Source organism: Rhizobium sp. S152, from assembly GCF_030380735.1.
GTDB lineage: Bacteria > Pseudomonadota > Alphaproteobacteria > Rhizobiales > Rhizobiaceae > Rhizobium.
Genome location: NZ_JAUDRZ010000030.1, coordinates 270,045 through 295,196, shown reverse-complemented (window position 1 = coordinate 295,196; position 25,152 = coordinate 270,045). Strand labels below are relative to the sequence as shown.

At 59.6% G+C, this 25,152-nt stretch carries 37 protein-coding genes; 6 read left to right on the top strand and 31 right to left on the bottom strand.

Annotated elements, in window-relative coordinates; translation table 11 throughout:
- The first annotated feature begins 51 nt into the window (after positions 1-51).
- Positions 52-357 carry a DUF1883 domain-containing protein gene (locus tag QTL95_RS26135; protein ID WP_289722769.1) on the top strand — a complete coding sequence of 102 codons (306 nt, stop codon included), beginning with the start codon at positions 52-54 and terminating at the stop codon, positions 355-357.
- On the opposite strand, the gene QTL95_RS26130 is transcribed toward QTL95_RS26135, so the two are convergent.
- Both QTL95_RS26130 and QTL95_RS26125 read right to left on the bottom strand, forming a co-directional pair.
- The gene (locus QTL95_RS26130; protein WP_289722768.1) at positions 358-1,674 is read right to left on the bottom strand and encodes a replication-associated recombination protein A; all 1,317 of its coding nucleotides are present in this window, start codon (positions 1,672-1,674) and stop codon (positions 358-360) included. It lies immediately after the preceding gene.
- Positions 1,671-3,074, bottom strand: coding sequence for a DegQ family serine endoprotease (locus QTL95_RS26125; RefSeq protein WP_289722767.1), 1,404 nt, complete (start codon positions 3,072-3,074; stop codon positions 1,671-1,673). The genes QTL95_RS26130 and QTL95_RS26125 overlap by 4 nt, the downstream gene beginning before the upstream one ends.
- Positions 3,075-3,212: 138 nt before the next feature.
- Between QTL95_RS26125 and QTL95_RS26120 the strand changes: the two genes are divergently transcribed.
- Together QTL95_RS26120 and QTL95_RS26115 are read left to right on the top strand one after the other, a co-directional pair.
- Complete coding sequence (locus tag QTL95_RS26120; RefSeq protein WP_289722766.1) at positions 3,213-3,593, top strand: YkvA family protein; 381 nt, start codon at positions 3,213-3,215, stop codon at positions 3,591-3,593.
- Positions 3,594-3,613: 20 nt separating this feature from the next.
- Positions 3,614-3,970 carry a lysozyme inhibitor LprI family protein gene (locus tag QTL95_RS26115; protein ID WP_289722765.1) on the top strand — a complete coding sequence of 119 codons (357 nt, stop codon included), beginning with the start codon at positions 3,614-3,616 and terminating at the stop codon, positions 3,968-3,970.
- A gap of 42 nt (positions 3,971-4,012) precedes the next feature.
- On the opposite strand, the gene ilvD is transcribed toward QTL95_RS26115, so the two are convergent.
- Positions 4,013-5,851, bottom strand: coding sequence for a dihydroxy-acid dehydratase (ilvD, locus tag QTL95_RS26110; protein ID WP_289722764.1), 1,839 nt, complete (start codon positions 5,849-5,851; stop codon positions 4,013-4,015).
- 327 nt (positions 5,852-6,178) lie between these two features.
- Here ilvD and msrP point away from each other — a divergent pair, with 327 nt between their 5' ends.
- The 3 genes from msrP (at position 6,179) to QTL95_RS26095 (ending at position 9,678) form a co-directional block, all read left to right on the top strand.
- Positions 6,179-7,126 carry a protein-methionine-sulfoxide reductase catalytic subunit MsrP gene (gene msrP, locus QTL95_RS26105; protein WP_289722763.1) on the top strand — a complete coding sequence of 316 codons (948 nt, stop codon included), beginning with the start codon at positions 6,179-6,181 and terminating at the stop codon, positions 7,124-7,126.
- Positions 7,126-7,779, top strand: a complete 654-nt coding sequence (gene msrQ / locus QTL95_RS26100) for a protein-methionine-sulfoxide reductase heme-binding subunit MsrQ (protein ID WP_289722762.1) — start codon at positions 7,126-7,128, stop codon at positions 7,777-7,779. The genes msrP and msrQ overlap by 1 nt, the downstream gene beginning before the upstream one ends.
- Positions 7,780-7,956: 177 nt before the next feature.
- Positions 7,957-9,678, top strand: coding sequence for a hypothetical protein (locus QTL95_RS26095; protein ID WP_289722761.1), 1,722 nt, complete (start codon positions 7,957-7,959; stop codon positions 9,676-9,678).
- Between the two features lie 100 nt (positions 9,679-9,778).
- Here QTL95_RS26095 and rplQ read toward each other — a convergent pair whose 3' ends face one another.
- The 28 genes from rplQ to QTL95_RS25955 form a co-directional block, all read right to left on the bottom strand.
- Entirely contained in the window at positions 9,779-10,204 is a 426-nt protein-coding gene (gene rplQ, locus QTL95_RS26090) for a 50S ribosomal protein L17 (RefSeq protein ID WP_007531696.1), read from the bottom strand.
- Positions 10,205-10,251: 47 nt separating this feature from the next.
- A complete protein-coding gene (locus QTL95_RS26085) occupies positions 10,252-11,262 on the bottom strand; it encodes a DNA-directed RNA polymerase subunit alpha (RefSeq protein WP_007787729.1) in 1,011 nt (336 codons plus the stop codon).
- Between the two features lie 100 nt (positions 11,263-11,362).
- Positions 11,363-11,752 carry a 30S ribosomal protein S11 gene (gene rpsK / locus QTL95_RS26080; RefSeq protein ID WP_003547577.1) on the bottom strand — a complete coding sequence of 130 codons (390 nt, stop codon included), beginning with the start codon at positions 11,750-11,752 and terminating at the stop codon, positions 11,363-11,365.
- Between the two features lie 134 nt (positions 11,753-11,886).
- Positions 11,887-12,255 (bottom strand): 30S ribosomal protein S13, encoded by a 369-nt coding sequence (rpsM, locus tag QTL95_RS26075; protein ID WP_018900258.1) that lies wholly within the window; start codon positions 12,253-12,255, stop codon positions 11,887-11,889.
- 223 nt (positions 12,256-12,478) lie between these two features.
- On the bottom strand, positions 12,479-13,129 hold the full coding sequence (locus QTL95_RS26070; protein WP_289722760.1) for an adenylate kinase: 651 nt from the start codon (positions 13,127-13,129) through the stop codon (positions 12,479-12,481).
- Positions 13,126-14,466 carry a preprotein translocase subunit SecY gene (gene secY, locus QTL95_RS26065; protein WP_289722759.1) on the bottom strand — a complete coding sequence of 447 codons (1,341 nt, stop codon included), beginning with the start codon at positions 14,464-14,466 and terminating at the stop codon, positions 13,126-13,128. The genes QTL95_RS26070 and secY overlap by 4 nt, the downstream gene beginning before the upstream one ends.
- A 234-nt stretch (positions 14,467-14,700) precedes the next feature.
- On the bottom strand, positions 14,701-15,174 hold the full coding sequence (gene rplO / locus QTL95_RS26060; RefSeq protein WP_016553563.1) for a 50S ribosomal protein L15: 474 nt from the start codon (positions 15,172-15,174) through the stop codon (positions 14,701-14,703).
- A 16-nt stretch (positions 15,175-15,190) separates the two neighbouring features.
- A complete protein-coding gene (gene rpmD, locus QTL95_RS26055; RefSeq protein WP_016553562.1) occupies positions 15,191-15,400 on the bottom strand; it encodes a 50S ribosomal protein L30 in 210 nt (69 codons plus the stop codon).
- Between the two features lie 13 nt (positions 15,401-15,413).
- Complete coding sequence (rpsE, locus tag QTL95_RS26050; protein WP_016553561.1) at positions 15,414-15,983, bottom strand: 30S ribosomal protein S5; 570 nt, start codon at positions 15,981-15,983, stop codon at positions 15,414-15,416.
- Positions 15,984-16,115: 132 nt separating this feature from the next.
- On the bottom strand, positions 16,116-16,478 hold the full coding sequence (rplR, locus tag QTL95_RS26045; RefSeq protein WP_037177377.1) for a 50S ribosomal protein L18: 363 nt from the start codon (positions 16,476-16,478) through the stop codon (positions 16,116-16,118).
- A gap of 12 nt (positions 16,479-16,490) precedes the next feature.
- Positions 16,491-17,024 carry a 50S ribosomal protein L6 gene (gene rplF / locus QTL95_RS26040; protein WP_289722758.1) on the bottom strand — a complete coding sequence of 178 codons (534 nt, stop codon included), beginning with the start codon at positions 17,022-17,024 and terminating at the stop codon, positions 16,491-16,493.
- A 42-nt stretch (positions 17,025-17,066) separates the two neighbouring features.
- Positions 17,067-17,465, bottom strand: a complete 399-nt coding sequence (gene rpsH / locus QTL95_RS26035; protein ID WP_037177374.1) for a 30S ribosomal protein S8 — start codon at positions 17,463-17,465, stop codon at positions 17,067-17,069.
- A gap of 12 nt (positions 17,466-17,477) precedes the next feature.
- Positions 17,478-17,783 (bottom strand): 30S ribosomal protein S14, encoded by a 306-nt coding sequence (gene rpsN / locus QTL95_RS26030; RefSeq protein WP_018900265.1) that lies wholly within the window; start codon positions 17,781-17,783, stop codon positions 17,478-17,480.
- Between the two features lie 32 nt (positions 17,784-17,815).
- Entirely contained in the window at positions 17,816-18,373 is a 558-nt protein-coding gene (gene rplE / locus QTL95_RS26025) for a 50S ribosomal protein L5 (protein WP_037177365.1), read from the bottom strand.
- Complete coding sequence (gene rplX / locus QTL95_RS26020; protein WP_018900267.1) at positions 18,373-18,675, bottom strand: 50S ribosomal protein L24; 303 nt, start codon at positions 18,673-18,675, stop codon at positions 18,373-18,375. Before rplX ends, rplE begins: the two co-directional genes overlap by 1 nt.
- A 12-nt stretch (positions 18,676-18,687) precedes the next feature.
- The gene (rplN, locus tag QTL95_RS26015) at positions 18,688-19,056 is read right to left on the bottom strand and encodes a 50S ribosomal protein L14 (RefSeq protein WP_018900268.1); all 369 of its coding nucleotides are present in this window, start codon (positions 19,054-19,056) and stop codon (positions 18,688-18,690) included.
- A 259-nt stretch (positions 19,057-19,315) separates the two neighbouring features.
- Positions 19,316-19,555, bottom strand: a complete 240-nt coding sequence (gene rpsQ / locus QTL95_RS26010) for a 30S ribosomal protein S17 (RefSeq protein ID WP_037177362.1) — start codon at positions 19,553-19,555, stop codon at positions 19,316-19,318.
- A 4-nt stretch (positions 19,556-19,559) separates the two neighbouring features.
- Positions 19,560-19,760 carry a 50S ribosomal protein L29 gene (gene rpmC / locus QTL95_RS26005; protein WP_016553554.1) on the bottom strand — a complete coding sequence of 67 codons (201 nt, stop codon included), beginning with the start codon at positions 19,758-19,760 and terminating at the stop codon, positions 19,560-19,562.
- Positions 19,761-19,772: 12 nt separating this feature from the next.
- Entirely contained in the window at positions 19,773-20,186 is a 414-nt protein-coding gene (gene rplP / locus QTL95_RS26000; protein WP_003573792.1) for a 50S ribosomal protein L16, read from the bottom strand.
- A 35-nt stretch (positions 20,187-20,221) separates the two neighbouring features.
- On the bottom strand, positions 20,222-20,941 hold the full coding sequence (gene rpsC / locus QTL95_RS25995) for a 30S ribosomal protein S3 (RefSeq protein WP_018857109.1): 720 nt from the start codon (positions 20,939-20,941) through the stop codon (positions 20,222-20,224).
- Positions 20,941-21,333 (bottom strand): 50S ribosomal protein L22, encoded by a 393-nt coding sequence (gene rplV, locus QTL95_RS25990; protein ID WP_018900271.1) that lies wholly within the window; start codon positions 21,331-21,333, stop codon positions 20,941-20,943. The genes rpsC and rplV overlap by 1 nt, the downstream gene beginning before the upstream one ends.
- A 2-nt stretch (positions 21,334-21,335) precedes the next feature.
- Positions 21,336-21,614 (bottom strand): 30S ribosomal protein S19, encoded by a 279-nt coding sequence (gene rpsS, locus QTL95_RS25985; protein ID WP_007531666.1) that lies wholly within the window; start codon positions 21,612-21,614, stop codon positions 21,336-21,338.
- A gap of 15 nt (positions 21,615-21,629) precedes the next feature.
- Positions 21,630-22,466 carry a 50S ribosomal protein L2 gene (rplB, locus tag QTL95_RS25980; RefSeq protein ID WP_037177359.1) on the bottom strand — a complete coding sequence of 279 codons (837 nt, stop codon included), beginning with the start codon at positions 22,464-22,466 and terminating at the stop codon, positions 21,630-21,632.
- Positions 22,467-22,477: 11 nt separating this feature from the next.
- Complete coding sequence (locus QTL95_RS25975) at positions 22,478-22,771, bottom strand: 50S ribosomal protein L23 (protein WP_037177356.1); 294 nt, start codon at positions 22,769-22,771, stop codon at positions 22,478-22,480.
- A complete protein-coding gene (gene rplD, locus QTL95_RS25970; RefSeq protein ID WP_037177355.1) occupies positions 22,768-23,388 on the bottom strand; it encodes a 50S ribosomal protein L4 in 621 nt (206 codons plus the stop codon). Before rplD ends, QTL95_RS25975 begins: the two co-directional genes overlap by 4 nt.
- 13 nt (positions 23,389-23,401) lie before the next feature.
- A complete protein-coding gene (gene rplC / locus QTL95_RS25965; RefSeq protein WP_037177353.1) occupies positions 23,402-24,043 on the bottom strand; it encodes a 50S ribosomal protein L3 in 642 nt (213 codons plus the stop codon).
- 34 nt (positions 24,044-24,077) lie between these two features.
- Positions 24,078-24,386, bottom strand: a complete 309-nt coding sequence (gene rpsJ / locus QTL95_RS25960) for a 30S ribosomal protein S10 (RefSeq protein WP_003547547.1) — start codon at positions 24,384-24,386, stop codon at positions 24,078-24,080.
- A gap of 312 nt (positions 24,387-24,698) precedes the next feature.
- Positions 24,699-25,152, bottom strand: a 454-nt coding sequence (locus QTL95_RS25955) for an EF-Tu/IF-2/RF-3 family GTPase (protein ID WP_336622297.1), incomplete at its 5' end; no start/stop codon positions are given.

Genomic DNA, 25,152 nt, shown 5'->3' with positions numbered 1-25,152 from the left:
AACCGGGCTCTGCTAACGTCTTCGTGATAGACGACCGACAGCAGAACGCCGATGCCGAAACCCAACTTCCGCTTCACTCATTACAATCTCGAAGAACAACGCGCCGGAACGATCATCGAGGTGACGCTGAACGCGGTTGCCAACGTGCGGCTGATGACGGCGACGAATTACCAGCGGTTTACCGAAGTGCTCGACTTCAAGTATGTAGGCGGCGTGGCTCGGAAATCGCCCATTAGGCTGGCGATCCCCGAGAGCGGTAACTGGCATCTTGTCGTCGATATGGAAGGCCATCATGGGCTGGCAGACTCGGCGGTGAAGATCATCGCCGCACCCCCAGGTCAGATGCGCGCTTCCTGATCAGCGCTGGTTGCGCTCTTTCCTGAGTTTCGACCACCATTCCAGCCGCTTGCGGATATCACGTTCGAAACCGCGCTCCGGCGGGTCGTAGAAGGTCTGGCGCCCCATCTTCTCCGGGAAATAATCCTGTCCCGAGAAGGCATCGGGTTCGTCGTGGTCGTAGCGGTAGCCTTCGTTATAGCCTTCGTCCTTCATCAGCTTGGTCGGCGCATTGAGGATGTGTTTCGGCGGCAGCAACGAGCCGTTCTGCTTGGCCGCCACCGTCGCCGCCTTGAACGCCGTGTAGACGGCGTTGGATTTCGGCGCGGTGGCGAGATAGACGCAGGCCTGCGCCAGCGCCAGCTCACCCTCGGGCGAACCCAGATAATCATAGGCATCCTTGGCGGCGTTGCAGATGACCAGCGCCTGGGGATCGGCAAGGCCGATGTCCTCGACGGCCATACGCACCAGGCGGCGACCGAGATAGAGCGGATCCTCGCCGGCATCGAACATCCGGGCCAAATAGTAGAGCGCTGCATCCGGATCCGAGCCTCGGACCGACTTGTGGAGCGCGGAGATGAGATTGTAGTGGCCGTCCTGCGCCTTGTCGTAGACAGGCGCCCGGCGCTGCACGATGCGCGTCAGCCCCTCGGTGTCGAACGTCTCGCCCTGCCTGGCAGCGCGCCAGACTTCTTCCGCGAGCGTCAGCACCGCGCGGCCGTCGCCGTCTGCCATGCGCAGCAGGCTGACACGGGCCTCGGGCGTCAGCGGCAGAGGCTTCTGCTCTGTGGCTTCGGCACGCGTGAGCAATTCGCCCAGGCTTTCGTCGTCATGCGACTTGAACGTCAGCACTCGGGCGCGAGAGAGAAGAGCGGCGTTGAGTTCGAAGGACGGGTTTTCGGTCGTCGCTCCCACAAGGATAACCGTGCCGTCTTCCATGACAGGCAGGAAGCTGTCCTGCTGGGCGCGGTTGAAGCGATGGATCTCGTCGACGAACAACAGCGTCTGGCGCCCGTCCATGCGGCGCAGGCGGGCGCTCTCGAACACCTTCTTCAGATCGGCAACGCCGGAGAAGATGGCGGAAATCTGCTCGAAGGCGAGCCCCGCCTCGCCCGACAGCAGCCTTGCGACCGTCGTCTTGCCCGTACCGGGCGGCCCCCAGAAGATCATCGATCCCAACGAGCCGCTTTCGATCATCCTTCTCAGCACGCCATCCTCACCGGTCAGGTGCTCCTGGCCAGTGACTTCGGCGATCGACTGCGGACGAAGCCGGTCCGCCAGAGGCCGCCGGTTGGCGACCTCCGCTGGAACACGCGGCGCGAAGAGATCATTGCTCATCGGAAGAACTGCCGGATGCGCTGGCCATCGCGCTCGATTTCGACACGCCAGAAGTTCGGCTGCTGCAACGCAACGGCTGCCAGTTCCTTGGTCGTGCCGACGGCGGTGCCATTGATGGAGACGATGATATCCTTGGGTTCGAAGCCGAGCCGCGACGCTACCGAACCGTCCTTCACTTCGGATACGACGACGCCGCTCGTTTCGCTGGGCATGCGCAGCTCGTCGGCGACGCGGGGCGACAGGTTCTCGACGACGACGCCGGTGAACGGCGAGTTGCCGGCGATGGTGCGCTGGTCGCGGGGCGATGTCTCCGGCGCGCGGCCGAGCGCCAGCGCAACGGTCTGCTCCTTCCCATTTTCGACGACGGAGAGGTTGACCGACTTGCCGAGGCCCGCGGTGGTCAAGCGATAGAGAAGCGCATCTGGATGCTCGACGGGAATGCCATCGACAGCAGTGACGATCTCGCCCGGCTTCAGGCCGGCCTTGGCGCCCGGGCTGCCTTCGGCGACCTTGACCACAAGCGCGCCCCTCGCCTTGTCGAGGCCGAGCGCTTCTGCCACTTCCGAGGTCACGGCATCGAAGGTGGCACCGACGTAAGGACGCTCGAAAGCCTTCACGCCGCTATCGGCGGAAGCGAGGAACACCTTCACGAGATTAGCGGGGATGGCGAAGCCGATGCCGTTGGAGCCGCCGCCGCGCGAGAAGATGGCGGTGTTGATGCCGATCAGCTCGCCCTTCATGTTCATCAATGCGCCGCCGGAATTGCCGGGATTGATCGAGGCGTCAGTCTGGATGAAGAAGCCGAATTCGTTCTTGACGACCTGGTTGCGCGCAAGAGCCGAGACGATACCCGACGTCACCGTCTGGCCGACGCCGAAGGGATTACCGATGGCCAGCACAAGATCGCCGACTTCGACCGCATCCGAATTGCCGATCGAGAGAGCCGGAAGATTTTCCTTGGTATCGATCTTCAGGACGGCGAGATCCAGACGGTCGTCCTTCAGCACGACCTTGCAGGGAAACTCGCGTCCATCCGACAGCGCCACCTTGATGTCATCGGCACCGTCGACAACATGATTGTTGGTGACGATCGTGCCGTTCGCTTCGACGATCACGCCGGAGCCGAGCGACGACTGCTTTTCGCTGCGGTTCGGCATCTGCTGGCCGAAGAACTGCTCGAAGAAGGGATCGCCGGCAAAGGGAGACTGGCGCCGGATCGTCTTTTCCGCATAGACGTTGACGACGGCGCCGGATGTCTGCTTGACCAGCGGCGCGAAGGAAAGCTGCATCTCCATCTGGCTCTGCGGCACGGTCTTCAAGGTCTCGGCGTTGGCAGCGACTGGCAGCGCGAGCACCAGCGCCAGGAACGGCAGGGCGACGCGCTTGGACAGGTATGGCATGGGTATCCCTTCAGAAACTTGCTTGCAAGAGAGGTTGTAGCGCCGGACGCTAGAAAGGAAAGAGGGCGGAAGCATGAAGAATAAGGCAGCTCACGAAGTGCTGAACGTCGTTCTCAAACCGATTCAGAAACAAACGACATGCAACTGATATCAAAGGCCAAAAGCTGGGCCAAGTCACTCAAGAGAGACATCGTGGCGCTATGGCTTGCGGCCAGCGACGAGCGGGTGCCTTGGCATGCGAAACTGGTGGCTGGCGCGGTGGCCGCCTATGCCCTTTCGCCGGTTGACCTCATTCCCGATTTCATCCCGGTGCTGGGATATCTCGACGACCTGATCATCGTGCCGCTGGGAATCATGCTGGCGATCCGCCTCATCCCCACGGAGCTGATGGCGGAGCTTCGCGCCGCGGCGTCCACGCGTCTTGAGCGTCCATACAGCCGCGCCGGGCTGATCTTCATCCTTGCCGTCTGGTGTTTGTGCATCATCTTCCTGGCGATGGCGCTCTATCGCGCGCTTTGAGATCACACAGGAATCCTTGCATGACACGACTTCGTAGCGCTTTCCTCGCTCTCGCCTGCACCTCGGGCGTACTCATCCTTGCCAATGGCGCCCGGGCCGCCAGCTTCGACTGCGAGGCGACGGAACTGAAGCCGGATGAAAAGACGATCTGCGCCGACCGCACGCTCAACGACGCCGACGTGAAGATGGTGACGACCTTCGATCTTCTTTCGGGACTGCTGGCGATGGGCTCACGCGGCACATTGCAGGACGAACAGACCGCATGGCTGAAGAAGCGCCAGGAATGCGCCGCCGATGCCGCCTGCATCAAGGCCACCTATGACGAGCGGATGAAGCAGCTGGACGAGACCTATAAAAAGATCAACCGGCCGCTGTGACGCGACCGGTCGAAACAGGCAACTGATTTTCAATCAGTAGGCTCAGCGACCTCCGAGATCGCGCACGGCGCCGCGGTCGGCGCTGGTGGCGAAGGCGGCGTAAGCCTTCAATGCTGTCGTGACGTTGCGCTTGCGCTGCTCCGCCGGATGCCAGCCCTTTTCCTCCTGCTCGGCGCGGCGAGCGGCAAGTTCCTTGTCGTCGACACGCAGGCTGATGGTGCGGTTGGGGATATCAATATCGATCATGTCGCCTTCGCGGACGAGACCAATGGTGCCGCCATTGGCCGCTTCTGGAGAAGCGTGGCCGATCGACAGACCCGAGGTACCGCCGGAGAAGCGGCCGTCGGTGATCAGGGCGCAAGCCTTGCCGAGGCCCTTCGACTTCAGATAGCTGGTCGGGTAAAGCATTTCCTGCATGCCCGGGCCGCCCTTCGGGCCTTCGTAGCGGATGACGACGACATCGCCGGCGACGACTTGGTTGGACAAGATAGCCTTAACTGCAGCGTCCTGGCTCTCATAGACCTTGGCCGGGCCTGAAAACTTCAGGATCGATTCATCGACGCCCGCTGTCTTTACGATGCAGCCGTCGAGCGCGAGGTTACCCTTTAGGACAGCGAGGCCGCCATCCTTGGAGAACGGATGCTGGGCATCGCGGATGACGCCCGTCTCGCGGTCGAGGTCGAGCTCCTCCCAGCGCGAGCTCTGGCTGAAGGCAACCTGTGTCGGAACACCGCCGGGGGCGGCGCTGAAGAGATCGAAGGCGGCCTTGTTGTCGGTGACCGCGACATCCCACTGTGCCAGCGCTTCGCGCATGGTCGGCGCGTGGACGGTCGGAAGATCGACATTGAGCAGGCCGGCACGGTCGAGTTCGCCCAAAATCGCCATGATGCCGCCCGCGCGGTGAACGTCTTCCATGTGAACGTCCGCCTTGGCAGGGGCGACCTTCGAAAGGCAGGGAACGCGACGCGACAGGCGATCGATATCGTCCATCGTGAAATCGATCTCACCTTCATGTGCCGCCGCCAAAATGTGCAGAACGGTATTGGTCGAGCCGCCCATGGCGATATCGAGCGCCATGGCGTTTTCGAACGCGCCCTTGCTGGCGATGGTGCGCGGCAGAGCGGTCAGATCGTTTTGTTGGTAGTAGCGGCGAGCGAGTTCGACCACGCGACGACCTGCTTCAAGGAAAAGTTCCTTGCGGTCGGAATGGGTTGCGAGTGTCGAGCCGTTTCCGGGTAATGACAGGCCCAGGGCTTCGGTCAGACAGTTCATCGAGTTCGCCGTGAACATGCCGGAGCAGGAGCCGCAGGTCGGGCAAGCGGAGCGCTCGATGACGGCGACGTCTTCATCGCTGATCTTGTCGTCGGCGGCTGCGACCATGGCATCCACGAGATCGAGCGCGACCTTCTTACCGTGAAGGACGACCTTGCCGGCTTCCATAGGACCGCCGGAGACGAAGACCGTCGGGATGTTGAGGCGCAGCGATGCCATCAGCATGCCGGGGGTGATCTTGTCGCAGTTGGAGATGCAGACCATGGCGTCGGCGCAGTGCGCGTTGACCATGTACTCGACGCTGTCGGCGATCAACTCGCGCGAGGGCAGCGAGTAGAGCATGCCGTCGTGGCCCATGGCGATGCCGTCGTCGACGGCGATCGTGTTGAACTCCTTGGCGACGCCGCCAGCCGCTTCGATTTCGCGCGCGACGAGCTGGCCGAGATCCTTGAGGTGAACGTGGCCCGGCACGAACTGGGTAAAGGAGTTGACCACAGCGATGATCGGCTTGCCGAAATCCGAATCCTTCATGCCCGTGGCGCGCCAAAGGCCGCGCGCACCCGCCATGTTGCGGCCGTGGGTCGTGGTTCTCGAACGATAAGCTGGCATTGGCGTTTCCTCAAACTACCGGAAGTCGTTGACGGTATCAGGCGCGTGAATTCACAAGCCCGATACCGCTGCTTTTTGGAACTGTCCTAATCCAAAGCGTATATGGTGTCACTACCGGGAAAGGCAAAAGCGGTACTCTCCGGTACGCCTCAAGCGTCCATCGGGCATATACGTGGGCGGAATACGTTTTGTTACAGGCCGCGGCGATGATTTGGCTACACAAAAAGTTGGCTTCCCGACCGCGGGGGCGAAGGCGTAAACAGTGATCCGAATTGACCTCGAATGCGTTCAAGGTCCATGCCGAGCCATGTTGCTCAGGAGGTTTTCATGCCCGTTTATCGTCCACCCAAGATCGCCTCTTCGGAGATCACACCGCGCCAGGTCTATCTCGGCCGCCGCGAATTTCTCGGCGCCGCCGCGATCGGCGCCATGGGCGTTTTCGGCGCCGGCAAGGCAGGCGCCGCGGCGCTCTCGGTCATCGAGAGCAAGTACAAGGTCGATGAGAAGGTGACGCCGAAGAAGGACGTGACCACCTATAACAACTTTTATGAGTTCGGGCTCGACAAGGGCGACCCGTCTGCGCTGTCGGGCAACTTCAAGCCGCTGCCCTGGACGATCAAGGTCGACGGCATGGTCGGCAAGCCCGGCACGCTGGATATCGATGCGCTGATGAAGGAATTCCCGATCGAGAGTCGCACCTACCGCATGCGCTGCGTCGAGGCCTGGTCGATGGTCATCCCCTGGGATGGCTTCCCGCTGGCCGCACTTCTGAACAAGGTCGAGCCGCTCGGGAGCGCCAAGTACGTTGCCTTCGAGACGGTGGTGCGTCCGGAGGAAATGCCGGGACAGCAGGGCATCTTCCAATCGCTCGACTGGCCCTATGTCGAGGGTCTGCGGCTCGACGAAGCGATGCACCCCCTGACGCTGCTTGCCGTCGGCATCTATGGCGAGACGCTACCCAACCAGAACGGCGCGCCGATCCGGCTGGTCGTACCGTGGAAATACGGCTTCAAGGGCATCAAGTCGATCGTGCGCATCACGCTGACCGACAAGGAGCCAAAGAACACTTGGCAGATCACCAATTCGCAGGAATACGGCTTCTACGCCAACGTCAATCCCGCCGTCGATCATCCGCGCTGGAGCCAGGCGAGCGAGCGCCGGATCGGTGAAAGCGGCTTTTTCGGCGCCAGCCGTCATCCGACGCTGCCGTTCAACGGTTACGCCGACGAGGTGGCGAGCCTCTATGCCGGTATGGACCTGAAGGCGAACTTCTGATGGCGCTCCCGTCGCTCAGCCTGCCGAAGCGCTGGCATTCGGCATCCGTCTGGCTGCTCTATGTCGTCGGGCTGGCGCCCGCCGCGTGGTATTTCTATCTCGGCGCCACCAACCAGCTCGGCGCGGATCCGGTGAAAACCTTTGAGCTCTTCCTCGGGCTCTGGGCGCTGCGCTTTCTCATCCTGACGCTTGCCGTCTCCCCTGCCCGCGATCTGCTTGGCTGGAATTATCTGCGCTACCGCCGGGCGCTGGGACTGCTCTGTTTCTACTACGTCGTCATGCACTTCGCCGTCTACATGGTGCTCGACCAGGCGCTCGATCTCGCGGCGGTGATCGACGATGTGATGAAACGGCCGTTCATCATGTTCGGCATGGCCGGGCTCATTCTGCTCGTGCCGCTCGCCGTGACATCCAACAACCTCTCAATCCGCAAGCTCGGCTCGAAATGGAACTGGCTGCACAAGCTGATCTACATCATCGCGGCCTGCGGCGCCGTGCATTTCGCGCTATCGACGAAGATCCTCGACCTCGAGCAATACATCTACGTCGGGCTGATCATCCTGATGATCCTCTACCGCTCGTACAGACCGATCTTGATGGGGCGGCGTAGGGCGGCCAAGCGAGCTGCGACGGTCGCAGCCAAAGCCGCCTGAAAGGTCCTGCCGCAACGACGTCGACTATACCGGAAAAACAATGTGATCCCGGAATCGCATAGCGTTGACTATTTTAGAATGTTAACGGCTCTCCCGTAGAAGTGGCTTTTACTGCGACGACAATCGCGCAGGATCAGAAATGGCCGCTTCATTGAGGCATTTTTGCCGGAGTTTCGTGTGGAAGCCAGATCGGTCCGGGCATCGCTTTTCACCGCAGGCGTATTGGCCGCCTTCGCCTTGGTACTGGTTCGCTTCCACTTCTTCTACGGATATCCATTCGGTGACAGCACGCGCTATAACGTTCCGTGGAGCGGAGCGTTTACGGCACAGATAGCGTCGGGTGATCTCTATCCCAGGTGGCTTTTTGACTACCCGGAGAATATCGGCAGCCCCGTCTTCTATTTCTATGGGCCTCTGCCGTTCTACACGGCTTCCGCTCTCCACTTCGTATTGCCCGGCCTATCCATCACGTCGCAACTCACTGCGCTTCATCTTCTTATGTACTGGCTCGCAGGGGTCACGTATTTCTTCTTCGTTCGAAAGCTGATCGGCGGGCGTTTCGCACTTCTTGGTGCGATGCTCTACATGGCTTTGCCATATCATTTTCTCGACATCGAAATGCGCAACGCGTTTGGCGAAGGCTTTGCCTATATTTGCCTGCCGCTGATGTTATCCGGATTGCAGTATTGTCCTCCCGGGGGGAAGCGCTGGATCGTTGCCATAGCCGGATATGCAGGCATCATCTATTCCCACATTCCAAGCGCGCTTTTGATAACCCCAATCATGGTCGTCTGGACTGCCGTTTGTTATCGCGGCGACGACATCGGCCGAGGTCTGATAAGGCTTGGGCTCGTCGGCTCGGGCGGCGTGCTCCTGGCTGCACCCTACCTGCTGCCGGCCTTGGGGCTGCGTCCCCTCCTTCGCCAGGATGCCTGGCTTGCCGATCCCCATTTCCTCCCGGAGAACTGGTTGTTGCCCCACGGCTTTTCATTCAGCACGGGCGCAGTCTTTTACGGCTCCATTCTCTTCGCAGCCGTGCTGGGTTTAGGGGCCGCTCTTTGCGTAATCGCGTCGCCCAAGTCGATACCATCGCCCGAACGGTCAGCCGGCCGTGTGGACAAGCTGAGGGCGACGGCTGCCGCTTGCGCTATCGGTATCGCTTTCATCCTTTTCATGATGTCGGAACCGTCGAAATGGATCTGGCTGAACATCGGTCCGCTCCGAAACACTCAATTCCCTTTCAGATTGGGTGTCGCGGCGGACTTTCTTTCAGCGACCGCCCTTATCATCGCGTTGCGACTTGCCTTGGCGAAGATTCGATACGATTTTCGGCCGATCTGGCTGGTTTACATCCTCCTGCTGACGGTCGCCGGGACCTCCCTTCTCGCTCGATTGGACGCCGTTTCATATATTTATCTCGACCGACCACCAACGCTCGACAGCGATGCGCTTCATTGCTGCATCTTACCCGATGAGTATTGGCTTCCGGCGGTCGTTCGTAGCGATCTTTACAGGGAGGCAGCCGGTCCTGAACGCTATCAAGCTCTGGCGCGGACATTTTCGCCAATTGAAGCGTTCCCCCCTGCCGGTACCGACGAGCGTCTGAAAATGGAAAGAGCGGGCTCGACGTTGCGGATTCACGCGAACGTCAAAAATGCCACCGAGGTTCGGATCGCACAGGCTTACTTTCCGCTATGGTCTCTAAAAGACATCTCGACTGGGCGCGAGCTGCCGTTACGTGCCGATCCCCAGACCGGGATGATCCTCGCTACAATCCCCGCCGACAGCAGAGAGCTCCAACTGGAGCTGAAGATCACGCCGTATCAGATATGGGGAAACGTCGCAGGGCTGCTAGGCCTGCTCCAGATGGTCGCGCTGCTATGGCGAAGAACGCCGTAGCTAGACGGCGAAAGCGAACGGCCGCCCTTGCCAATGCCACAAACGAAAACAGCCGGGCTTTTCAGCCCGGCTGTTTTGCTTCCGGTGAACCGGAAGAATATCAAGCGGCTTCAGCAGCAGCTGCTTCGGCTTCAACGCGAGCCTTGTCGGCTGCGCCCTTGGCGTAGGTGTCGCGGTCAACGAATTCGATGACGGCGAGAGCGGCGTTGTCGCCCTGGCGGAAGCCGGCCTTCATGATACGCAGGTAGCCGCCGTTGCGGGTTGCGTAGCGCGAAGCGATCGTGTCGAAGAGCTTCGAAACGACAGCGGCGTCGCGGATCTGCGAGATCGCCTGACGACGAGCGTGCAGGTCGCCGCGCTTGCCGAGGGTTACGAGCTTTTCAACGATCGGACGGATTTCCTTGGCCTTCGGCAGGGTGGTCACGATCTGCTCATGGGTGATGAGCGAAGCCGCCATGTTGGCAAACATTGCCTTGCGGTGGCTAGCGGTTCTATTCAGCTTGCGGCCGGCTTTACCGTGGCGCATTGCTATTCTCCTTCACATGCAGGCATCTCTCGCCCGCCGTTTGATGGTTAGTATTGGTCTTCGTAGCGCTTGGCGAGATCTTCGATGTTCTCAGGCGGCCATGCCGGCACTTCCATGCCGAGGTGCAGGCCCATGGAAGCGAGAACTTCCTTGATTTCGTTCAGCGACTTGCGACCAAAATTCGGCGTGCGGAGCATTTCTGCTTCGGTCTTCTGAATGAGGTCGCCGATGTAGACGATGTTGTCGTTCTTCAGGCAGTTTGCCGAACGAACGGACAGTTCGAGCTCGTCTACCTTCTTGAGGAGGGCCGGGTTGAAAGCGAGTTCGGTGACTGCTTCCTCTTCGGTTTCCTTCTGCGGCTCGTCGAAGTTGACGAACACGCCAAGCTGATCCTGCAGGATGCGAGCCGCGAAAGCGACGGCATCTTCGCCGGAGATCGAGCCATCGGTTTCGATGGTCATGTTCAGCTTGTCGTAGTCGAGAACCTGTCCTTCGCGGGTATTTTCAACCTTGTAGGACACCTTCTTGACCGGCGAATAAAGGCTGTCGACCGGGATGAGACCGATCGGAGCATCTTCCGCACGATTGCGATCGGCCGGAACGTAGCCCTTGCCGTTGTTGACGGTGAATTCCATACGGATTTCGGCGCCCTCGTCGAGCGTGCAGATCACATGCTCGGGGTTGAGGATCTCGATATCGCCGACCGTCTGGATGTCGCCAGCCGTTACAACGCCCGGGCCCTGCTTACGCACGACCATGCGCTTTGCGTCGTCGCCATCCATCTTGATGGCGATTTCCTTGATGTTGAGTACGATGTCGGTCACGTCTTCGCGGACGCCGGGGATCGACGAGAACTCATGCAGCACGCCATCGATCTGCACGGCCGTCACTGCGGCACCGCGCAGCGAGGACAGCAGAACACGGCGAAGCGCGTTGCCGAGGGTCAGGCCAAAACCGCGCTCCAGCGGCTCTGCTACGAGCGTCGCCTTGGTGCGCGAGCTCGAAGAGAACTCGACCTTGTTCGGCTTGATCAATTCCTGCCAGTTTTTCTGAATCATATTTTTGCCTTCCGTTCGTTGCCACCATCCAATCGTGACAACCGAGCTTGAGAAGCATCGGGAGCGAGGATCCGCTCACCGATGTTGTGAATGGCGATGATCAGACGCGGCGCTTCTTGCGCGGGCGGCAACCATTGTGCGGGATCGGGGTCACGTCGCGGATGGACGTGATCATGAAACCAGCAGCCTGGAGCGCGCGCAGAGCGGATTCACGACCCGAACCCGGACCGCAAACTTCAACTTCCAGCGACTTCATGCCGTGTTCCTGAGCCTTCTTGGCGCAGTCTTCAGCAGCGATCTGAGCGGCGAACGGGGTCGACTTGCGCGAGCCCTTGAAGCCCTTGGCGCCAGCAGACGACCAGGCAATGGCGTTGCCCTGTGCATCGGTGATCGTGATCATCGTGTTGTTGAAGGTCGAGTTGACGTGAGCAACGCCCGACGAAATGTTTTTACGTTCGCGACGGCGAACGCGTACGGCTTCCTTGGCCATTTAAATCCCTTTCTTGGATCTCTGCACCGCCGTAATGCCAGCGGCTACACCGGAACGAGACCTTGCGGCCCTGCCCCAAACTCAAAAGAGGCCGGCGCAGACCGCCAGCCCCCACACTCCCGGTTTCCCGGAAATTACTTCTTCTTACCAGCGATCGCCTTTGCCGGACCCTTGCGGGTGCGAGCATTGGTGTGCGTGCGCTGACCGCGGACCGGAAGGCCACGGCGATGACGCAGGCCGCGGTAGCAGCCGAGGTCCATCAGACGCTTGATGTTCATCGAGGTCTCGCGACGCAGGTCACCTTCGACCTGGTAATCGCGGTCGATGGTTTCGCGGATCTGCAGGACTTCAGCGTCAGTAAGCTGATTCACGCGACGGTCAGCAGGGATACCGACCTTCTCGATGATTTCCTGTGCGAATTTCGGACCGATCCCGTGAATGTACGTCAGCGCGATTACAACGCGCTTTGCGGTCGGGATGTTGACGCCAGCGATACGTGCCACGCCTATTCTCCTTGCGTTCCAGTTGCCATCCGGCAAGTGGTGTCTCGTTACACGGCCTTGAGGCCGCAATTACAATTCAGGTTCTCAACAAGTCAAAACGATCGAACCCGGAATTCCCGTGGGAAGTCCGCGCCGATCGCATCAGATATCGCGAGTTGGCGCGGTGTTTAACGGAATCAGCGCTTAAAAGCAACCGCTCCCGCCAAGTTTTATTTCCAAAGCCTTACAGCTTCGAAAGTATGCCCTCGATCTCGCCGGTGACGTGATCGATGTCTGCCATGCCATCCACCGACTGCAACTTGCCCTTGGCATAGTAGTAGCCGATCAGCGGCGATGTTTCCTTGTAGTAGGCGCCGAGACGGGTGACGACTGTTTCGCGGTTATCATCCGGGCGACGCTTGAAGTGAGTCGAGCCACAACGGTCGCAGACGCCTTCCACCTTCGGCTTGACGTTGGTGTCGTGATAGCCGGCACCACAGTTCGCACAGGTGTAGCGGCCGGAAACGCGGTCCGCCAGGATAGCGTCGTCGACCTGGATTTCGACGACCTTCGAGAGCTCGATGCCCTTACTCTTCAGCATGGCTTCCGTCGCGTCCGCCTGAACCAGCGTGCGCGGAAAACCGTCGAGGATGAAACCGTTCTCACAGTCGGCCTGATCGATACGCTCGGACACGATGGCGATGACGATGTCGTCGGAGACAAGCTTGCCAGCGTCCATGACGGCCTTGGCGCGCTTGCCAACCTCGGTGCCGGCCTGAACGGCGGCTCGAAGCATATCGCCCGTGGAAAGCTGCGGAATGCCATGCTTCTCCACGATACGCTGAGCCTGGGTCCCCTTACCCGCGCCCGGCGGCCCTAACAGTATAAGTCTCATCGCCCCCTCTTTCCTCCACGCAACTTCGATTTCTTGATCAGGCCCTCGTACTGCTGCGCGATCAGGTGACCCTGGATCTGTGCCACCGTATCGAGAGTTACGCTAACAACGATCAGAAGCGACGTGCCACCGAGGGACAGCGGAATGCCCGTTTGCGACACCAGAATTTCCGGCAGAATGCAGACGAAGACGAGATAGATCGCACCGATGACCGTAATGCGGGTCAGCACGTAATCGATGTACTCGGCGGTGCGCTCGCCCGGGCGGATGCCGGGGATGAAGCCGCCGTGCTTCTTCAGGTTGTCGGCCGTGTCCTTCGGATTGAAAACGATGGCCGTGTAGAAAAAGGCGAAGAAGGCGATCAGCAGCGCATAGAGCAGCATGTAGAGCGGCTGGCCGTGACCGAGTGCCGCCACCATCGCAGTTGCCCAAGACGGGAGCGCAGTGGTGTTGGCAAAGCCCGCGATCGTCGCTGGCAGCAAAAGCAGCGACGATGCAAAGATCGCCGGGATAACACCCGAGGTATTGAGCTTGAGCGGCAGATGCGACGTATCGCCCTGGAACATCCGGTTGCCGACCTGACGCTTCGGATATTGGATCAGAAGACGACGCTGGGCGCGTTCGACAAAGACGATAACCGCGATGACCGCGATCGCAACAACGATAACCGCGAGAATCAGTGTTGTCGAAAGTGCACCGGTGCGGCCGAGCTCAAGCGTGCCGGCAAGCGCTGTCGGCAGGCCGGCGGCAATGCCGGCGAAGATGATCAGCGAAATGCCGTTGCCGATGCCGCGCGAGGTGATCTGCTCGCCAAGCCACATCAGGAACATCGTGCCGCCGAGCAGCGTGATGACGGTGGAGACGCGGAAGAAGATGCCTGGATCGACCACCAGCCCTTGCCCGCTTTCGAGACCGACGGCGATGCCGTAGGCCTGCAGGGCGCCAAGAAGAACGGTGCCGTAGCGGGTGTACTGGTTGATGATCTTGCGGCCCTGCTCGCCTTCCTTCTTCAGGTTCTCGAGCGCAGGTACGACCGAGGTCATCAGCTGCACGATGATCGAAGCGGAGATGTAGGGCATGATGCCGAGCGCGAAGATCGCCATGCGCTGGACAGCGCCGCCCGAAAACATGTTGAAAAGGCCGAGAATGCCGCCGGACTGGCTGCGGAACGCCTGAGCGTAGGCTTCCGGGTTCAGGCCCGGGAGCGGAATGTGGGTCCCGAGCCGGTAGACGAGGAGAGCTGCCAGTGTAAACCACAGGCGCTTCTTGAGGTCCTCGGCTTTGGCGAAGGTCGAGAAATTGAGGTTGGAAGCCAACTGTTCCGCTGCAGACGCCATGCGTTTCTCCGCGCTGCCTATTTCGAGCTCAAGCCAAACAAGGGCGGACCCGGGACAGGCATTCTGAATTATTCAAAAGCGGGCTTCGGACGGATTGCGGGCGCAATCTATGCCTCACCCTCGTTTCTTTCGACCGCCGTGATGCACGTGCATCCGCGCCGGCTTTGTGAGGCTCACATATGGGAGAAAAACCGCCCGGTGTGAAGCACCCCGGGCGGTTTATCATAGTTTAAATTATTCCGCAGCTGCGGCAGAAAGAAGCGTGACGGAACCGCCAGCCTTTTCGATCTTTTCGACAGCCGGCTTGGAAGCGCCAGCAACTTCGAACTTGACCTTTGCCTTCAGCTCGCCGTCGGCGAGAACGCGAACGCCGTCCTTGACGCGGCGGATAACGCCGGCAGCCTTGAGAGCTGCTGCATCAACCGTGGACTTGGCGTCGAGCTTGCCAGCATCGATCGCAGCCTGAACACGCTCCAGGGACACGACAACGAAGTCGGCCTTGAAGATGTTGTTGAAGCCGCGCTTCGGCAGGCGACGGTAGATTGGCATCTGACCGCCTTCGAAGCCGTTGATGGCGACGCCCGAACGGGACTTCTGACCCTTCACACCGCGACCACCGGTCTTGCCGGAGCCCGAACCGATACCGCGGCCGAGGCGCTTGCGGCTATGGGTCGAACCTTCGTTGTCTTTGATTTCGTTGAGTTTCATAGCGAATACTCCCTGCTTACTTCTCGTCGACGATGCGAACGAGATGCTGGACAGCACGGATCATGCCACGAACGGAAGGGGTATCTTCCAGCGTGCGACGACGGTGCATCTTGTTCAGCCCGAGACCGATCAGCGTGCGCTGCTGGACATCCGGACGGCGAATCGGGCTGCCGATCTGCTCGACGGTAACCGTCTTTGCTTCGGTCTTCTTAGTAGCCTTGGCCATGGATCAGCTCCTCTTATTCTTCAGAAGCGTTACCGGAAGCGGCACGGCGAGCCTGAAGCGTTGCATACTTGATGCCGCGCTGTGCTGCGATGTCCTTCGGGTGAACCTGATGCTTCAGAGCGTCGAAGGTAGCGCGAACCATGTTGTATGGGTTCGACGAACCGGTCGACTTGGCGACGACGTCGTGAACGCCGAGCGTTTCGAAAACAGCGCGCATCGGACCACCGGCGATGATACCGGTACCGACCTTGGCCGAGCGAAGCAGAACCTTGCCGGCGCCATGGCGGCCGTGAACGTCGTGATGCAGGGTACGGCCGTCACGCAGCGGTACGAAGATCAGTTCGCGCTTGGCAGCTTCAGTCGCCTTGCGGATTGCTTCCGGCACTTCGCGTGCCTTGCCGTGACCAAAGCCAACGCGGCCCTTCTGGTCGCCGACAACGACGAGAGCGGCGAAACCGAAACGACGGCCGCCCTTAACAACCTTAGCAACTCGGTTGATCGCGACCAGCTTGTCGACGAATTCGCTATCGCGTTCTTCGCGGTTCTGGCGATCGTCGCGAGAACCTCTTCTTTCCTGTGCCATTGTCCTTTTCCTTTTTCTTTTGCGGGTGGAACGGCAGACAAAACGAGGACCGCATCAGCCTCCCCTATCGAGGAGCGTTTGCGGTCCGGTGAAGATCCGGCCGGAAGCTTTTGGCTCCGGCCGGAAATCTAATTAGAAGGACAGACCGCCTTCGCGAGCTGCATCGGCCAGGGCCTTGATGCGGCCGTGGTAGATGAAGGCGCCACGGTCGAATACGACTTCCTTGACGCCAGCCTTGGAGGCGCGCTCAGCAACGAGCTTGCCTACGAGGGCGGCGGCTGCCGTGTCAGCACCGGTCTTCAGAGAACCGCGCAGGTCCTTATCGAGGGTCGAGGCAGACGCGAGCGTCTTGCCAGCAACATCGTCGATAACCTGAACGTAGATGTTCTTCGAGGAGCGATGAACCGACAGGCGCGGACGGCCATTGGCCACCGCCTTGATTTGACGGCGCACGCGGTTGGCACGACGTGCAAGTGCTTCTTTCCTGCTAGCCATTTCGCGTGTTCCTTACTTCTTCTTGCCTTCTTTGCGAACGATGCGTTCGCCGGCATACTTGACGCCCTTGCCCTTGTAAGGCTCAGGACCGCGGTATTCGCGGATTTCAGCGGCGACCTGACCGACCTGCTGCTTATTGATGCCGGTGACAACAATTTCAGTAGGCTTCGGAACAGCGATCGTGATGCCCTGCGGCGGCTCATAGATCACGTCGTGGCTGAAACCGAGAGCGAGCTGCAGGTTCTTGCCCTGAAGCGACGCGCGGTAACCAACGCCGTTGATCTCGAGCTTGCGCTCGTAGCCGTCCTTAACACCCGTGAAGATGTTCTCGATCATCGTGCGGGACATGCCCCACTTCGAACGAGCATCCTTCGACTGCGTGAGCGGCGTCACGACAACCGCGTTGTTTTCGAGCTTAACGCCGACTTCGTCGTTTGCGACGAAGAACAGCTCGCCCTTCGGGCCCTTTGCAGTAACCTTCTGGCCTTCGACCGTAGCCGTAATCCCAGCAGGAATCTGAACGGGCTTCTTACCGATACGAGACATTTTTATATCCTGTCTGTTCGCTATGGAGATCGATGCTCGGTATTAGAATACCGAGCAAAGAACCTCGCCACCAACGTTCTGTTCGCGAGCCTGGTGATCGGCCATCACACCCTTCGGAGTCGAAAGGATGGTGATGCCGAGACCGTTCGCGACCTGCGGAATGGACTTGACCGAGACATAAACCCGGCGGCCCGGCTTGGACACACGGCCGATCTCACGGATCACCGATGCGCCTTCGTAGTACTTCAGCTCGATACTGAGCTCAGACTTGCCATTGCCGAAATCGACAAGGGAGTAGCCACGGATGTAGCCTTCAGCCTGCAGAACATCGAGAACACGTGCACGGAGCTTCGAAGCAGGCGTCGAAACCGACGACTTGCGGCGGGAAGCGCCGTTACGGATGCGAGTGAGCATATCGCCCAACGGATCAGTCATTGTCATCTAACCTGCTCCTTACCAGCTCGACTTGACGATGCCCGGCACCTTGCCGAGATTGCCGAGTTCACGCAGCGCGATACGCGACATGCGCAGTTTGCGGTAGTATGCGCGCGGACGGCCCGATACTTCACAACGGTTGCGAATACGGGTCTTCGATCCATCGCGCGGCAGGGATGCCAGCTTGATCGAGGCCTTGAACCGGTCTTCGATCGGAAGAGCCTGGTTCATGATGATCGCCTTCAGCTCAGCCCGCTTAGCGGCCTGGTTAGCGACCGTAATACGGCGGCGCTTGTTCTTTTCGACTGCGCTTGTCTTCGCCATGTGTGGTTCCTTTTCTACGCTCGTCGTTACGGTTACTGACGGAACGGGAAGTTGAACTCTGTGAGCAGAGCCCGTGCTTCGTCGTCCTTGGTGGCCGTCGTGCAAACGATGATGTCCATGCCCCACATCTGATCAACCTTATCGTAGTTGATCTCAGGGAACACAATGTGCTCCTTGATGCCCATGGCGAAGTTGCCACGGCCGTCAAAGCTCTTCGGGTTCAGGCCGCGGAAGTCGCGAACGCGCGGAAGCGCGATGTTCACGAGACGGTCCAGGAACTCGTACATGCGAGCGCCGCGCAGGGTAACCTTTGCGCCGATCGGCATATCTTCGCGGACCTTGAAGCCAGCGATGGAGTTGCGAGCACGGGTGATAACCGGCTTCTGACCAGCAATAGCGGCCAGATCGGCGGCGGCAACAGTCGGCTTCTTCGAATCAGCCGTTGCTTCGCCAACACCCATGTTGATAACGATCTTGTCGAGCTTCGGGATCATCATTTCGTTGGCGTAGGAGAACTTCTCCTGCATCGCCGCACGAATGCGCTCGACATATTCCTTCTTGAGCCGCGGCTCGTACTTTGCCTCAGCCATCAGATCACCTCACCGGAACGCTTAGCTACACGGACCTTCTTGCCGTCAACGACCTTGAAACCGACGCGGGTGGGCTTGCCATCCTTGTCGATGATCGAGACGTTGGACAAGTGAACCGAAGCTTCCTTGCTGATGATGCCAGCTTCCTGGGTCTGCGTCTGGCGCTGGTGGCGCTTCACGACGTTGACGCCACGAACTACGGCGCGATCTTCCTTGGGCAGAACCTGGAGGACTTCGCCGGTACGGCCCTTGTCCTTGCCTGCGAGCATGACGACCGTGTCGCCCTTACGAATCTTTTGCATCGTTCGCGCTCCTTACAGTACTTCTGGAGCGAGCGAGATGATCTTCATATGGTTCTTTGCGCGAAGTTCGCGCGGAACCGGTCCGAAGATACGAGTGCCGATCGGCTCTTTCTTGTTGTCGATGAGGACTGCTGCATTGGTGTCGAAGCGGATGATGGAACCATCAACGCGACGGATTTCCTTGGCGGTGCGAACAACAACCGCCTTCATCACGTCACCCTTCTTCACGCGGCCGCGCGGAATAGCTTCCTTGATCGAAACGACGATAACGTCGCCGATCGAAGCATACTTGCGCTTAGAACCGCCCAGCACCTTGATGCACATGACACGACGTGCGCCGGAATTATCCGCCACGTCGAGGTTTGTTTGCATCTGAATCATATCAGGTCGCCTTCTTGGTTTACCGGAATGGTTGGGCTTGCGCCCCCTACCCCGGCATATGAAAATTTTCAGCCGACCGCTTGCCACAAGAGCAGGCGAAATACGGCATTAGCTTGAATAGCGCGGGATCGATCGTGCCAGGGTGGTTTCCCTACGGGACCTTCCGTGCGCTCAAAGCAAAAGAACGCTCGACGAACGAGCGTTCTGACGCTGCTTCATACAGAAATTTGCGCGAGACGCAAGGCCTCGCGCGAAATTCTTACTTGGCCTGGGCGGCTACGACCGTCCAGCGCTTGTCCTTGGAGATCGGCGCGCATTCCTCGATGGATACGGTATCGCCAATCTTGTACTGATTGTTTTCGTCGTGGGCCTTGTACTTCTTGGAACGACGAACGGTCTTCTGCATCAGCGGATGAGCGAAACGACGCTCAACGCGGACAACTACAGTCTTCTCGTTCTTGTCGCCAACGACGACGCCCTGCAGGATGCGCTTCGGCATATTCTTAGGCCTTTGCTTCTGCCGCCTTCTGGCGGGCAATGGTTTTCACGCGGGCGATGTCCTTGCGAACTTCATTGACGCGGGAGGACTTTTCGAGCTGACCGGTGGCCTTCTGGAAGCGCAGGTTGAACTGCTCCTTCTTCAGGTCGGCGAGCTTGTCCTTGAGCTGATCGGCCGTCAGGCCGCGAACTTCTTCGGCTTTCATGTGCCTTGCTCCTTACTCTGCAATGCGCTGTACGAAGCGCGTCTTGACCGAGAGCTTGGCAGAGCCGAGGCGAAGCGCTTCGCGAGCGATTTCTTCGCTGACGCCGTCGATCTCGAACATCATGCGGCCTGGCTTGACCTTGCATGCCCAATATTCAACAGAGCCCTTACCCTTACCCATACGGACTTCGGTCGGCTTAGCGGTTACCGGAACATCCGGGAACACGCGGATCCACACGCGGCCAGCACGCTTCATGTAACGCGTGATCGCGCGGCGAGCCGCTTCGATCTCGCGTGCATTCACGCGGTTTGGCTCCTGAGCCTTAAGGCCGAATTCGCCGAATGCGAGGTCGGAACCTCCCTTGGCGACGCCCTTGATGCGGCCCTTGAATTGCTTGCGGTACTTAGTACGCTTTGGCTGCAACATTTCTTATTCTCCGAACTTATGTGCCACCAACGCTATCAAGCGTTGTCGCGGCGACGATCGCGGTCACGGCTAGCCGGACCCTGAGCATCACCCTCGAGTGCGCGGCGCTCGGAGGCCATCGGATCGTGCTCAAGGATTTCGCCCTTGAAGATCCAAACCTTGATGCCGCAAATACCAAAAGCGGTTTCCGCTTCGGCTGTGCCGTAGTCGATGTCAGCGCGCAGCGTGTGCAGCGGAACGCGACCTTCGCGGTACCATTCCGTACGAGCGATTTCAGCACCGCCGAGACGGCCTGCGCAGGTGATCTTGATGCCTTCGGCGCCAAGACGCATTGCAGACTGAACGGCACGCTTCATGGCGCGACGGAAAGCAACACGACGCTCGAGCTGCTGAGCGATCGACTGTGCGACGAGCGTAGCGTCGACTTCCGGCTTACGAACTTCAACGATGTTGAGGTGCGTTTCGGAATTCGTCATGTCCGACAGCTTCTTGCGGAGCTTGTCGATGTCTGCGCCCTTCTTGCCGATGATGAGGCCCGGACGAGCCGAGTGGATCGTGACGCGGCACTTCTTGTGCGGACGCTCGATGACCACCTTGGCGATACCGGCCTGCTTCAGTTCGCTCATGACGAACTTGCGCATCTTCAGGTCTTCGTGCAGCAGCTGGCCGTATTCTGCGTTGTCCGCGAACCAGCGGCTGTCCCAGGTACGGTTGATGCCAAGACGGAAACCAATTGGATTGATTTTCTGACCCATTATGCGGCCTCCTCGGTGGCAGCTTCAACTTCGCGAACGACGATCGTCAGGTGCGCAAAGGGCTTTTCAATGCGCGACGCACGACCGCGGCCACGAGCGTGGAAACGCTTCATGACGATCGACTTGCCGACGTAGGCTTCAGCCACGACCAGCGAGTCAACGTCGAGATCATGGTTGTTCTCGGCGTTTGCGATTGCAGATTCAAGCGTCTTCTTGACAGCACCGGCGATCCGCTTGCGGGAGAATTCCAGCTCAGCGAGTGCACGTTCGACCTTCTTGCCGCGGATGGCCGCAGCAACCAGGTTGAGCTTCTGTGGGCTGACGCGGAGCGTACGGGCGACTGCTTGCGCCTCGTTGTCCTTCAGCCGGCGTTCGGCTTTTGCCTTGCCCATGATTACTTCCTCTTTGCCTTCTTGTCCGCACCGTGACCGTAGTAGGTCCGGGTCGGAGAGAATTCACCGAATTTGTGACCGACCATGTCTTCATTGACGCTGACCGGAACATGCTTGCTGCCGTTGTAGACGCCGAAGGTGAGACCGACGAACTGCGGCAGGATCGTGGAGCGACGGCTCCAGATCTTGATTACTTCTGCACGTCCGCCTTCACGAACCTTCTCAGCCTTCTTGAGAAGATAGCCGTCAACGAACGGACCTTTCCATACTGAACGAGCCATTGGAGACTTCCTCTCTTACTTCTTACGCTGGTGACGCGAGCGCATGATCATCTTGTCGGTCGACTTGTTCGACCGGGTGCGCTTGCCCTTGGTCGGCTTGCCCCACGGAGTAACCGGGTGACGACCACCAGAGGTACGACCTTCACCACCGCCGTGCGGGTGGTCGACCGGGTTCATGACAACGCCGCGGTTATGCGGACGCTTGCCGCGCCATACGGTACGACCGGCCTTGCCGTCGTTGATGTTGGCGTGATCCGGGTTCGAAACCGCACCGATCGAAGCAAGGCAGGTGCCGTGCACGAGGCGCTGTTCGCCAGAGTTCAGGCGAAGGATCGCCATGCCCTGGTCGCGACCGACGAGCTGAGCGTAGGAGCCAGCAGAGCGAGCGATCTGACCGCCCTTGCCCGGCTTCATTTCCACGTTGTGGATGATGGAGCCAACAGGGATGTACTGCAACGGCATGGTGTTGCCGGGCTTTACGTCGACAGCCTTTTCCGAAGCGATGACCTTGTCGCCAGCAGCAAGACGCTGCGGAGCGATGATGTAGGCCTGTTCGCCGTCAGCGTAGGAGACGAGCGCGATGAACGCGGTACGGTTCGGGTCGTATTCGATACGCTCGACCGTGCCTTCGACGTCGAACTTGCGACGCTTGAAGTCGATCAGGCGGTACGTACGCTTGTGACCACCACCGATGAAGCGAGCCGTGATGCGGCCGAGGTTGTTACGACCACCGCTCTTCGACAGACCTTCCGTCAGCGCCTTGACCGGCTTGCCCTTGTAGAGCGACGAGCGGTCGACGATGACCAGCTGACGCTGGCTCGGGGTTGTAGGATTGAATGTTTTCAATGCCATCTTTTTATTCCTCAGAGACCGGTGGAGACGTCGATCGTCTGGCCTTCAGCCAGCGTCACGACAGCCTTCTTCACGTCCTTCTGCTTGCCGACAAAACCGCGGAAACGCTTGGTCTTGCCCTTGCGGAGCAGAGTGTTGACGGCCGTGACCTTGACGCCGAAGAGCGCCTCGACTGCAGCCTTGATTTCCGGCTTCGACGCCGTCTTGGCGACGTTGAAAACAACCTGGTTGTTTTCGGAAACCAGAGTGGACTTTTCGGTGATCGCCGGCGAGACGATCACATCATAGTGGCGAAGATCGGTCACTTGAAACGCTCCTCTAGAGCTTCAACGGCAGCCTTGGAAAGCACGAGCTTGCCGCGGCGCACGATGTCATAAACGTTGATGCCCTGGATCGGCAGAACATCGATATTCGGGATGTTCTGTGCTGCGAGCTTGAAGTTGCCATCAAGTTCAGCGCCGCCGATGAAGAGAGCGTTGGTCAGGCCGAGCGTAGCGAAGGTCGAAGCCAGAGCCTTGGTCTTTGCTTCTGCAGCAACCAGGTTGTCGATGATGATGACATCGTCGGACTTCAGCTTGGCCGAGAGGGCGTGACGCAGGCCGAGAGCGCGAACCTTCTTCGGAAGGTCGTGTTCATGGCTACGAGCGACCGGGCCGTGAGCCTTACCACCGCCGCGGAACTGCGGAGCACGAGCCGAATGGTGACGAGCGCGGCCCGTACCCTTCTGCTTGTACATCTTGGCGCCGGTGCGCCATACGTCGGCGCGGCCCTTTGCCTGGTGGGTGCCCTGCTGCTTCTTGGCAAGCTGCCAGCGGATAACGCGGGCGAGAATGTCTTCGCGGGGCTCGAGACCGAAAATCGCATCAGAAAGAGAAACCTTCCCTGCGTCTTTTCCCTCGAGGGTCTTGACGTTGAATTCCATTGGTCTGGCTCCCTTACTTCGCGGCCGACTTGACGGCGTCGCGCACGATGATCCAGGCACCCTTGGAACCGGGTACTGCACCCTTGACCAGGATCAGACCACGATCTTCGTCGGTCGAAACCACTTCAAGGTTCTGAGTCGTTACGCGCGTCTGGCCCATGTGACCAGCCATCTTCTTGTTCTTGAAAACCTTGCCCGGATCCTGGCGCGAGCCGGTCGAACCGTGCGAGCGGTGCGAAACCGACACACCGTGCGTGGCGCGCAGACCGCCGAAGCCGTGACGCTTCATGGCGCCGGCAAAGCCCTTACCAATCGTCGTGCCGGTGACATCGACGAGCTGTCCGGCGGCGAAGTGGCCAGCCTTGATCTCGGTGCCGACGTCAAGCAGGTTGTCTTCCGTCACGCGGAATTCAGCAAGCTTCGCCTTCGGCTCAACGTTGGCAACTGCGAAGTTGCCGCGCATGGCCTTGGACGTGTTCTTGACCTTAGCCGTGCCAGCACCAAGCTGAACTGCGGCATAGCCGTTCTTTTCTACTGTGCGCTGGGCTACGACCTGGCAGCCTTCCATACGCAGTACTGTTACCGGAACATGTTCGCCGGCGTCGTTATAGACGCGGGTCATGCCGACCTTCTGTGCAATCACACCTGAACGCATCGGTTCAATCCTTCCAACTCAGCTCGAGCCAGGCTCAGAGCTTGATCTCAACATCGACACCAGCGGCGAGATCGAGCTTCATCAGCGCGTCTACCGTCTGCGGCGTCGGGTCAACGATGTCGAGGAGGCGCTTATGCGTGCGCATCTCGAACTGCTCGCGGCTCTTCTTGTCGATGTGGGGGGACCGGTTGACCGTAAACTTCTCGATGCGAGTCGGAAGCGGAACGGGGCCCCGGACGCTTGCGCCGGTGCGCTTCGCCGTCGACACGATCTCGCGCGTCGAAGCGTCGAGAATGCGGTGATCGAACGCCTTCAGGCGAATGCGGATATTTTGGCCGTTCATTCGACGTTATCCTTGTGTTTGTTATCCCGTGCGCCTTTCGGATAGGCACGGGCTGTTCTTATTCCTAAGGCGGACCACCGGTTTCAAAGATCGATGGAGGCTGCGGCGAACCGGGCCCCTATCCAGTCTTCAGGCCTTTCGGCCCACCTTATTGTTTGCTGTCTTCACCCGCTTCGATAAACGAAGCAGGGCGCAAATAGCGCTCGCGCGCCATGTGCAACATTTTCTTGTAATAAGCAAGCGGCCGGAGCCACTTGCTTCATAATATTGTCATCGAAGCGGCCACTCCGTTGAGAGCGGCCGTTGCGAAGATTACTCGACGATCGAAGCGACGATGCCGGCGCCGACGGTACGGCCGCCTTCGCGGATAGCGAAGCGCAGCTTTTCTTCCATCGCGATCGGAACGATCAGCTCGACGGCAACGGTGACGTTGTCGCCAGGCATAACCATTTCCGTGCCTTCCGGCAGCGAGACGATACCGGTCACGTCAGTCGTACGGAAGTAGAACTGCGGACGGTAGTTGGTGAAGAACGGCGTATGACGGCCGCCTTCTTCCTTCGTCAGGATGTAGGCTTCGGCCATGAACTTCTTGTGCGGCTTGACAGAGCCCGGCTTGCACAGGATCTGACCACGCTCAACGCCATCACGGTTCACACCGCGAACCAGTGCGCCGATGTTGTCGCCAGCCTGGCCCTGATCGAGCAGCTTGCGGAACATTTCAACGCCGGTAACCGTCGTCTTCGAGGTGGCGCGGATGCCGACGATC

Excerpts from the sequence above, each read along its gene's own strand:
- rpmC (WP_016553554.1), bottom strand. The coding sequence starts at position 19,760 with ATGAAAGCCGAAGAAGTTCGCGGCCTGACGGCCGATCAGCTCAAGGAC.
- QTL95_RS26135 (WP_289722769.1), top strand. The coding sequence starts at position 52 with ATGCCGAAACCCAACTTCCGCTTCACTCATTACAATCTCGAAGAACAA.
- rpsC (WP_018857109.1), bottom strand. The coding sequence starts at position 20,941 with ATGGGTCAGAAAATCAATCCAATTGGTTTCCGTCTTGGCATCAACCGT.
- rplD (WP_037177355.1), bottom strand. The coding sequence starts at position 23,388 with ATGGAATTCAACGTCAAGACCCTCGAGGGAAAAGACGCAGGGAAGGTT.
- QTL95_RS26125 (WP_289722767.1), bottom strand. The coding sequence starts at position 3,074 with ATGCCATACCTGTCCAAGCGCGTCGCCCTGCCGTTCCTGGCGCTGGTG.
- QTL95_RS26070 (WP_289722760.1), bottom strand. The coding sequence starts at position 13,129 with ATGAGACTTATACTGTTAGGGCCGCCGGGCGCGGGTAAGGGGACCCAG.
- rpsJ (WP_003547547.1), bottom strand. The coding sequence starts at position 24,386 with ATGAACGGCCAAAATATCCGCATTCGCCTGAAGGCGTTCGATCACCGC.
- QTL95_RS26115 (WP_289722765.1), top strand. The coding sequence starts at position 3,614 with ATGACACGACTTCGTAGCGCTTTCCTCGCTCTCGCCTGCACCTCGGGC.
- rpsN (WP_018900265.1), bottom strand. The coding sequence starts at position 17,783 with ATGGCGAAGACAAGCGCAGTCGAAAAGAACAAGCGCCGCCGTATTACG.
- rplC (WP_037177353.1), bottom strand. The coding sequence starts at position 24,043 with ATGCGTTCAGGTGTGATTGCACAGAAGGTCGGCATGACCCGCGTCTAT.
- msrP (WP_289722763.1), top strand. The coding sequence starts at position 6,179 with ATGCCCGTTTATCGTCCACCCAAGATCGCCTCTTCGGAGATCACACCG.
- rpsE (WP_016553561.1), bottom strand. The coding sequence starts at position 15,983 with ATGGCACAGGAAAGAAGAGGTTCTCGCGACGATCGCCAGAACCGCGAA.
- rplN (WP_018900268.1), bottom strand. The coding sequence starts at position 19,056 with ATGATTCAGATGCAAACAAACCTCGACGTGGCGGATAATTCCGGCGCA.
- rpsH (WP_037177374.1), bottom strand. The coding sequence starts at position 17,465 with ATGACAATGACTGATCCGTTGGGCGATATGCTCACTCGCATCCGTAAC.
- rplQ (WP_007531696.1), bottom strand. The coding sequence starts at position 10,204 with ATGCGCCACGGTAAAGCCGGCCGCAAGCTGAATAGAACCGCTAGCCAC.
- rplP (WP_003573792.1), bottom strand. The coding sequence starts at position 20,186 with ATGTTGCAGCCAAAGCGTACTAAGTACCGCAAGCAATTCAAGGGCCGC.
- rplO (WP_016553563.1), bottom strand. The coding sequence starts at position 15,174 with ATGAAACTCAACGAAATCAAAGACAACGAAGGTTCGACCCATAGCCGC.
- QTL95_RS26120 (WP_289722766.1), top strand. The coding sequence starts at position 3,213 with ATGCAACTGATATCAAAGGCCAAAAGCTGGGCCAAGTCACTCAAGAGA.
- rplR (WP_037177377.1), bottom strand. The coding sequence starts at position 16,478 with ATGGCTAGCAGGAAAGAAGCACTTGCACGTCGTGCCAACCGCGTGCGC.
- rpsK (WP_003547577.1), bottom strand. The coding sequence starts at position 11,752 with ATGGCCAAGGAAGCCGTACGCGTTCGCCGTCGCGAACGTAAAAACATT.
- rpsQ (WP_037177362.1), bottom strand. The coding sequence starts at position 19,555 with ATGCCGAAGCGCATCCTGCAGGGCGTCGTCGTTGGCGACAAGAACGAG.
- rplV (WP_018900271.1), bottom strand. The coding sequence starts at position 21,333 with ATGGGCAAGGCAAAAGCCGAACGCCGGCTGAAGGACAACGAGGCGCAA.
- QTL95_RS26130 (WP_289722768.1), bottom strand. The coding sequence starts at position 1,674 with ATGAGCAATGATCTCTTCGCGCCGCGTGTTCCAGCGGAGGTCGCCAAC.
- rplF (WP_289722758.1), bottom strand. The coding sequence starts at position 17,024 with ATGTCTCGTATCGGTAAGAAGCCCGTTCAGATTCCTGCTGGGATTACG.
- rpmD (WP_016553562.1), bottom strand. The coding sequence starts at position 15,400 with ATGGCCAAGGCTACTAAGAAGACCGAAGCAAAGACGGTTACCGTCGAG.
- rplX (WP_018900267.1), bottom strand. The coding sequence starts at position 18,675 with ATGCAAAAGATTCGTAAGGGCGACACGGTCGTCATGCTCGCAGGCAAG.
- msrQ (WP_289722762.1), top strand. The coding sequence starts at position 7,126 with ATGGCGCTCCCGTCGCTCAGCCTGCCGAAGCGCTGGCATTCGGCATCC.
- QTL95_RS26085 (WP_007787729.1), bottom strand. The coding sequence starts at position 11,262 with ATGATTCAGAAAAACTGGCAGGAATTGATCAAGCCGAACAAGGTCGAG.
- rpsS (WP_007531666.1), bottom strand. The coding sequence starts at position 21,614 with ATGGCTCGTTCAGTATGGAAAGGTCCGTTCGTTGACGGCTATCTTCTC.
- rplE (WP_037177365.1), bottom strand. The coding sequence starts at position 18,373 with ATGGCTGAGGCAAAGTACGAGCCGCGGCTCAAGAAGGAATATGTCGAG.
- ilvD (WP_289722764.1), bottom strand. The coding sequence starts at position 5,851 with ATGCCAGCTTATCGTTCGAGAACCACGACCCACGGCCGCAACATGGCG.
- secY (WP_289722759.1), bottom strand. The coding sequence starts at position 14,466 with ATGGCGTCTGCAGCGGAACAGTTGGCTTCCAACCTCAATTTCTCGACC.
- rplB (WP_037177359.1), bottom strand. The coding sequence starts at position 22,466 with ATGGCATTGAAAACATTCAATCCTACAACCCCGAGCCAGCGTCAGCTG.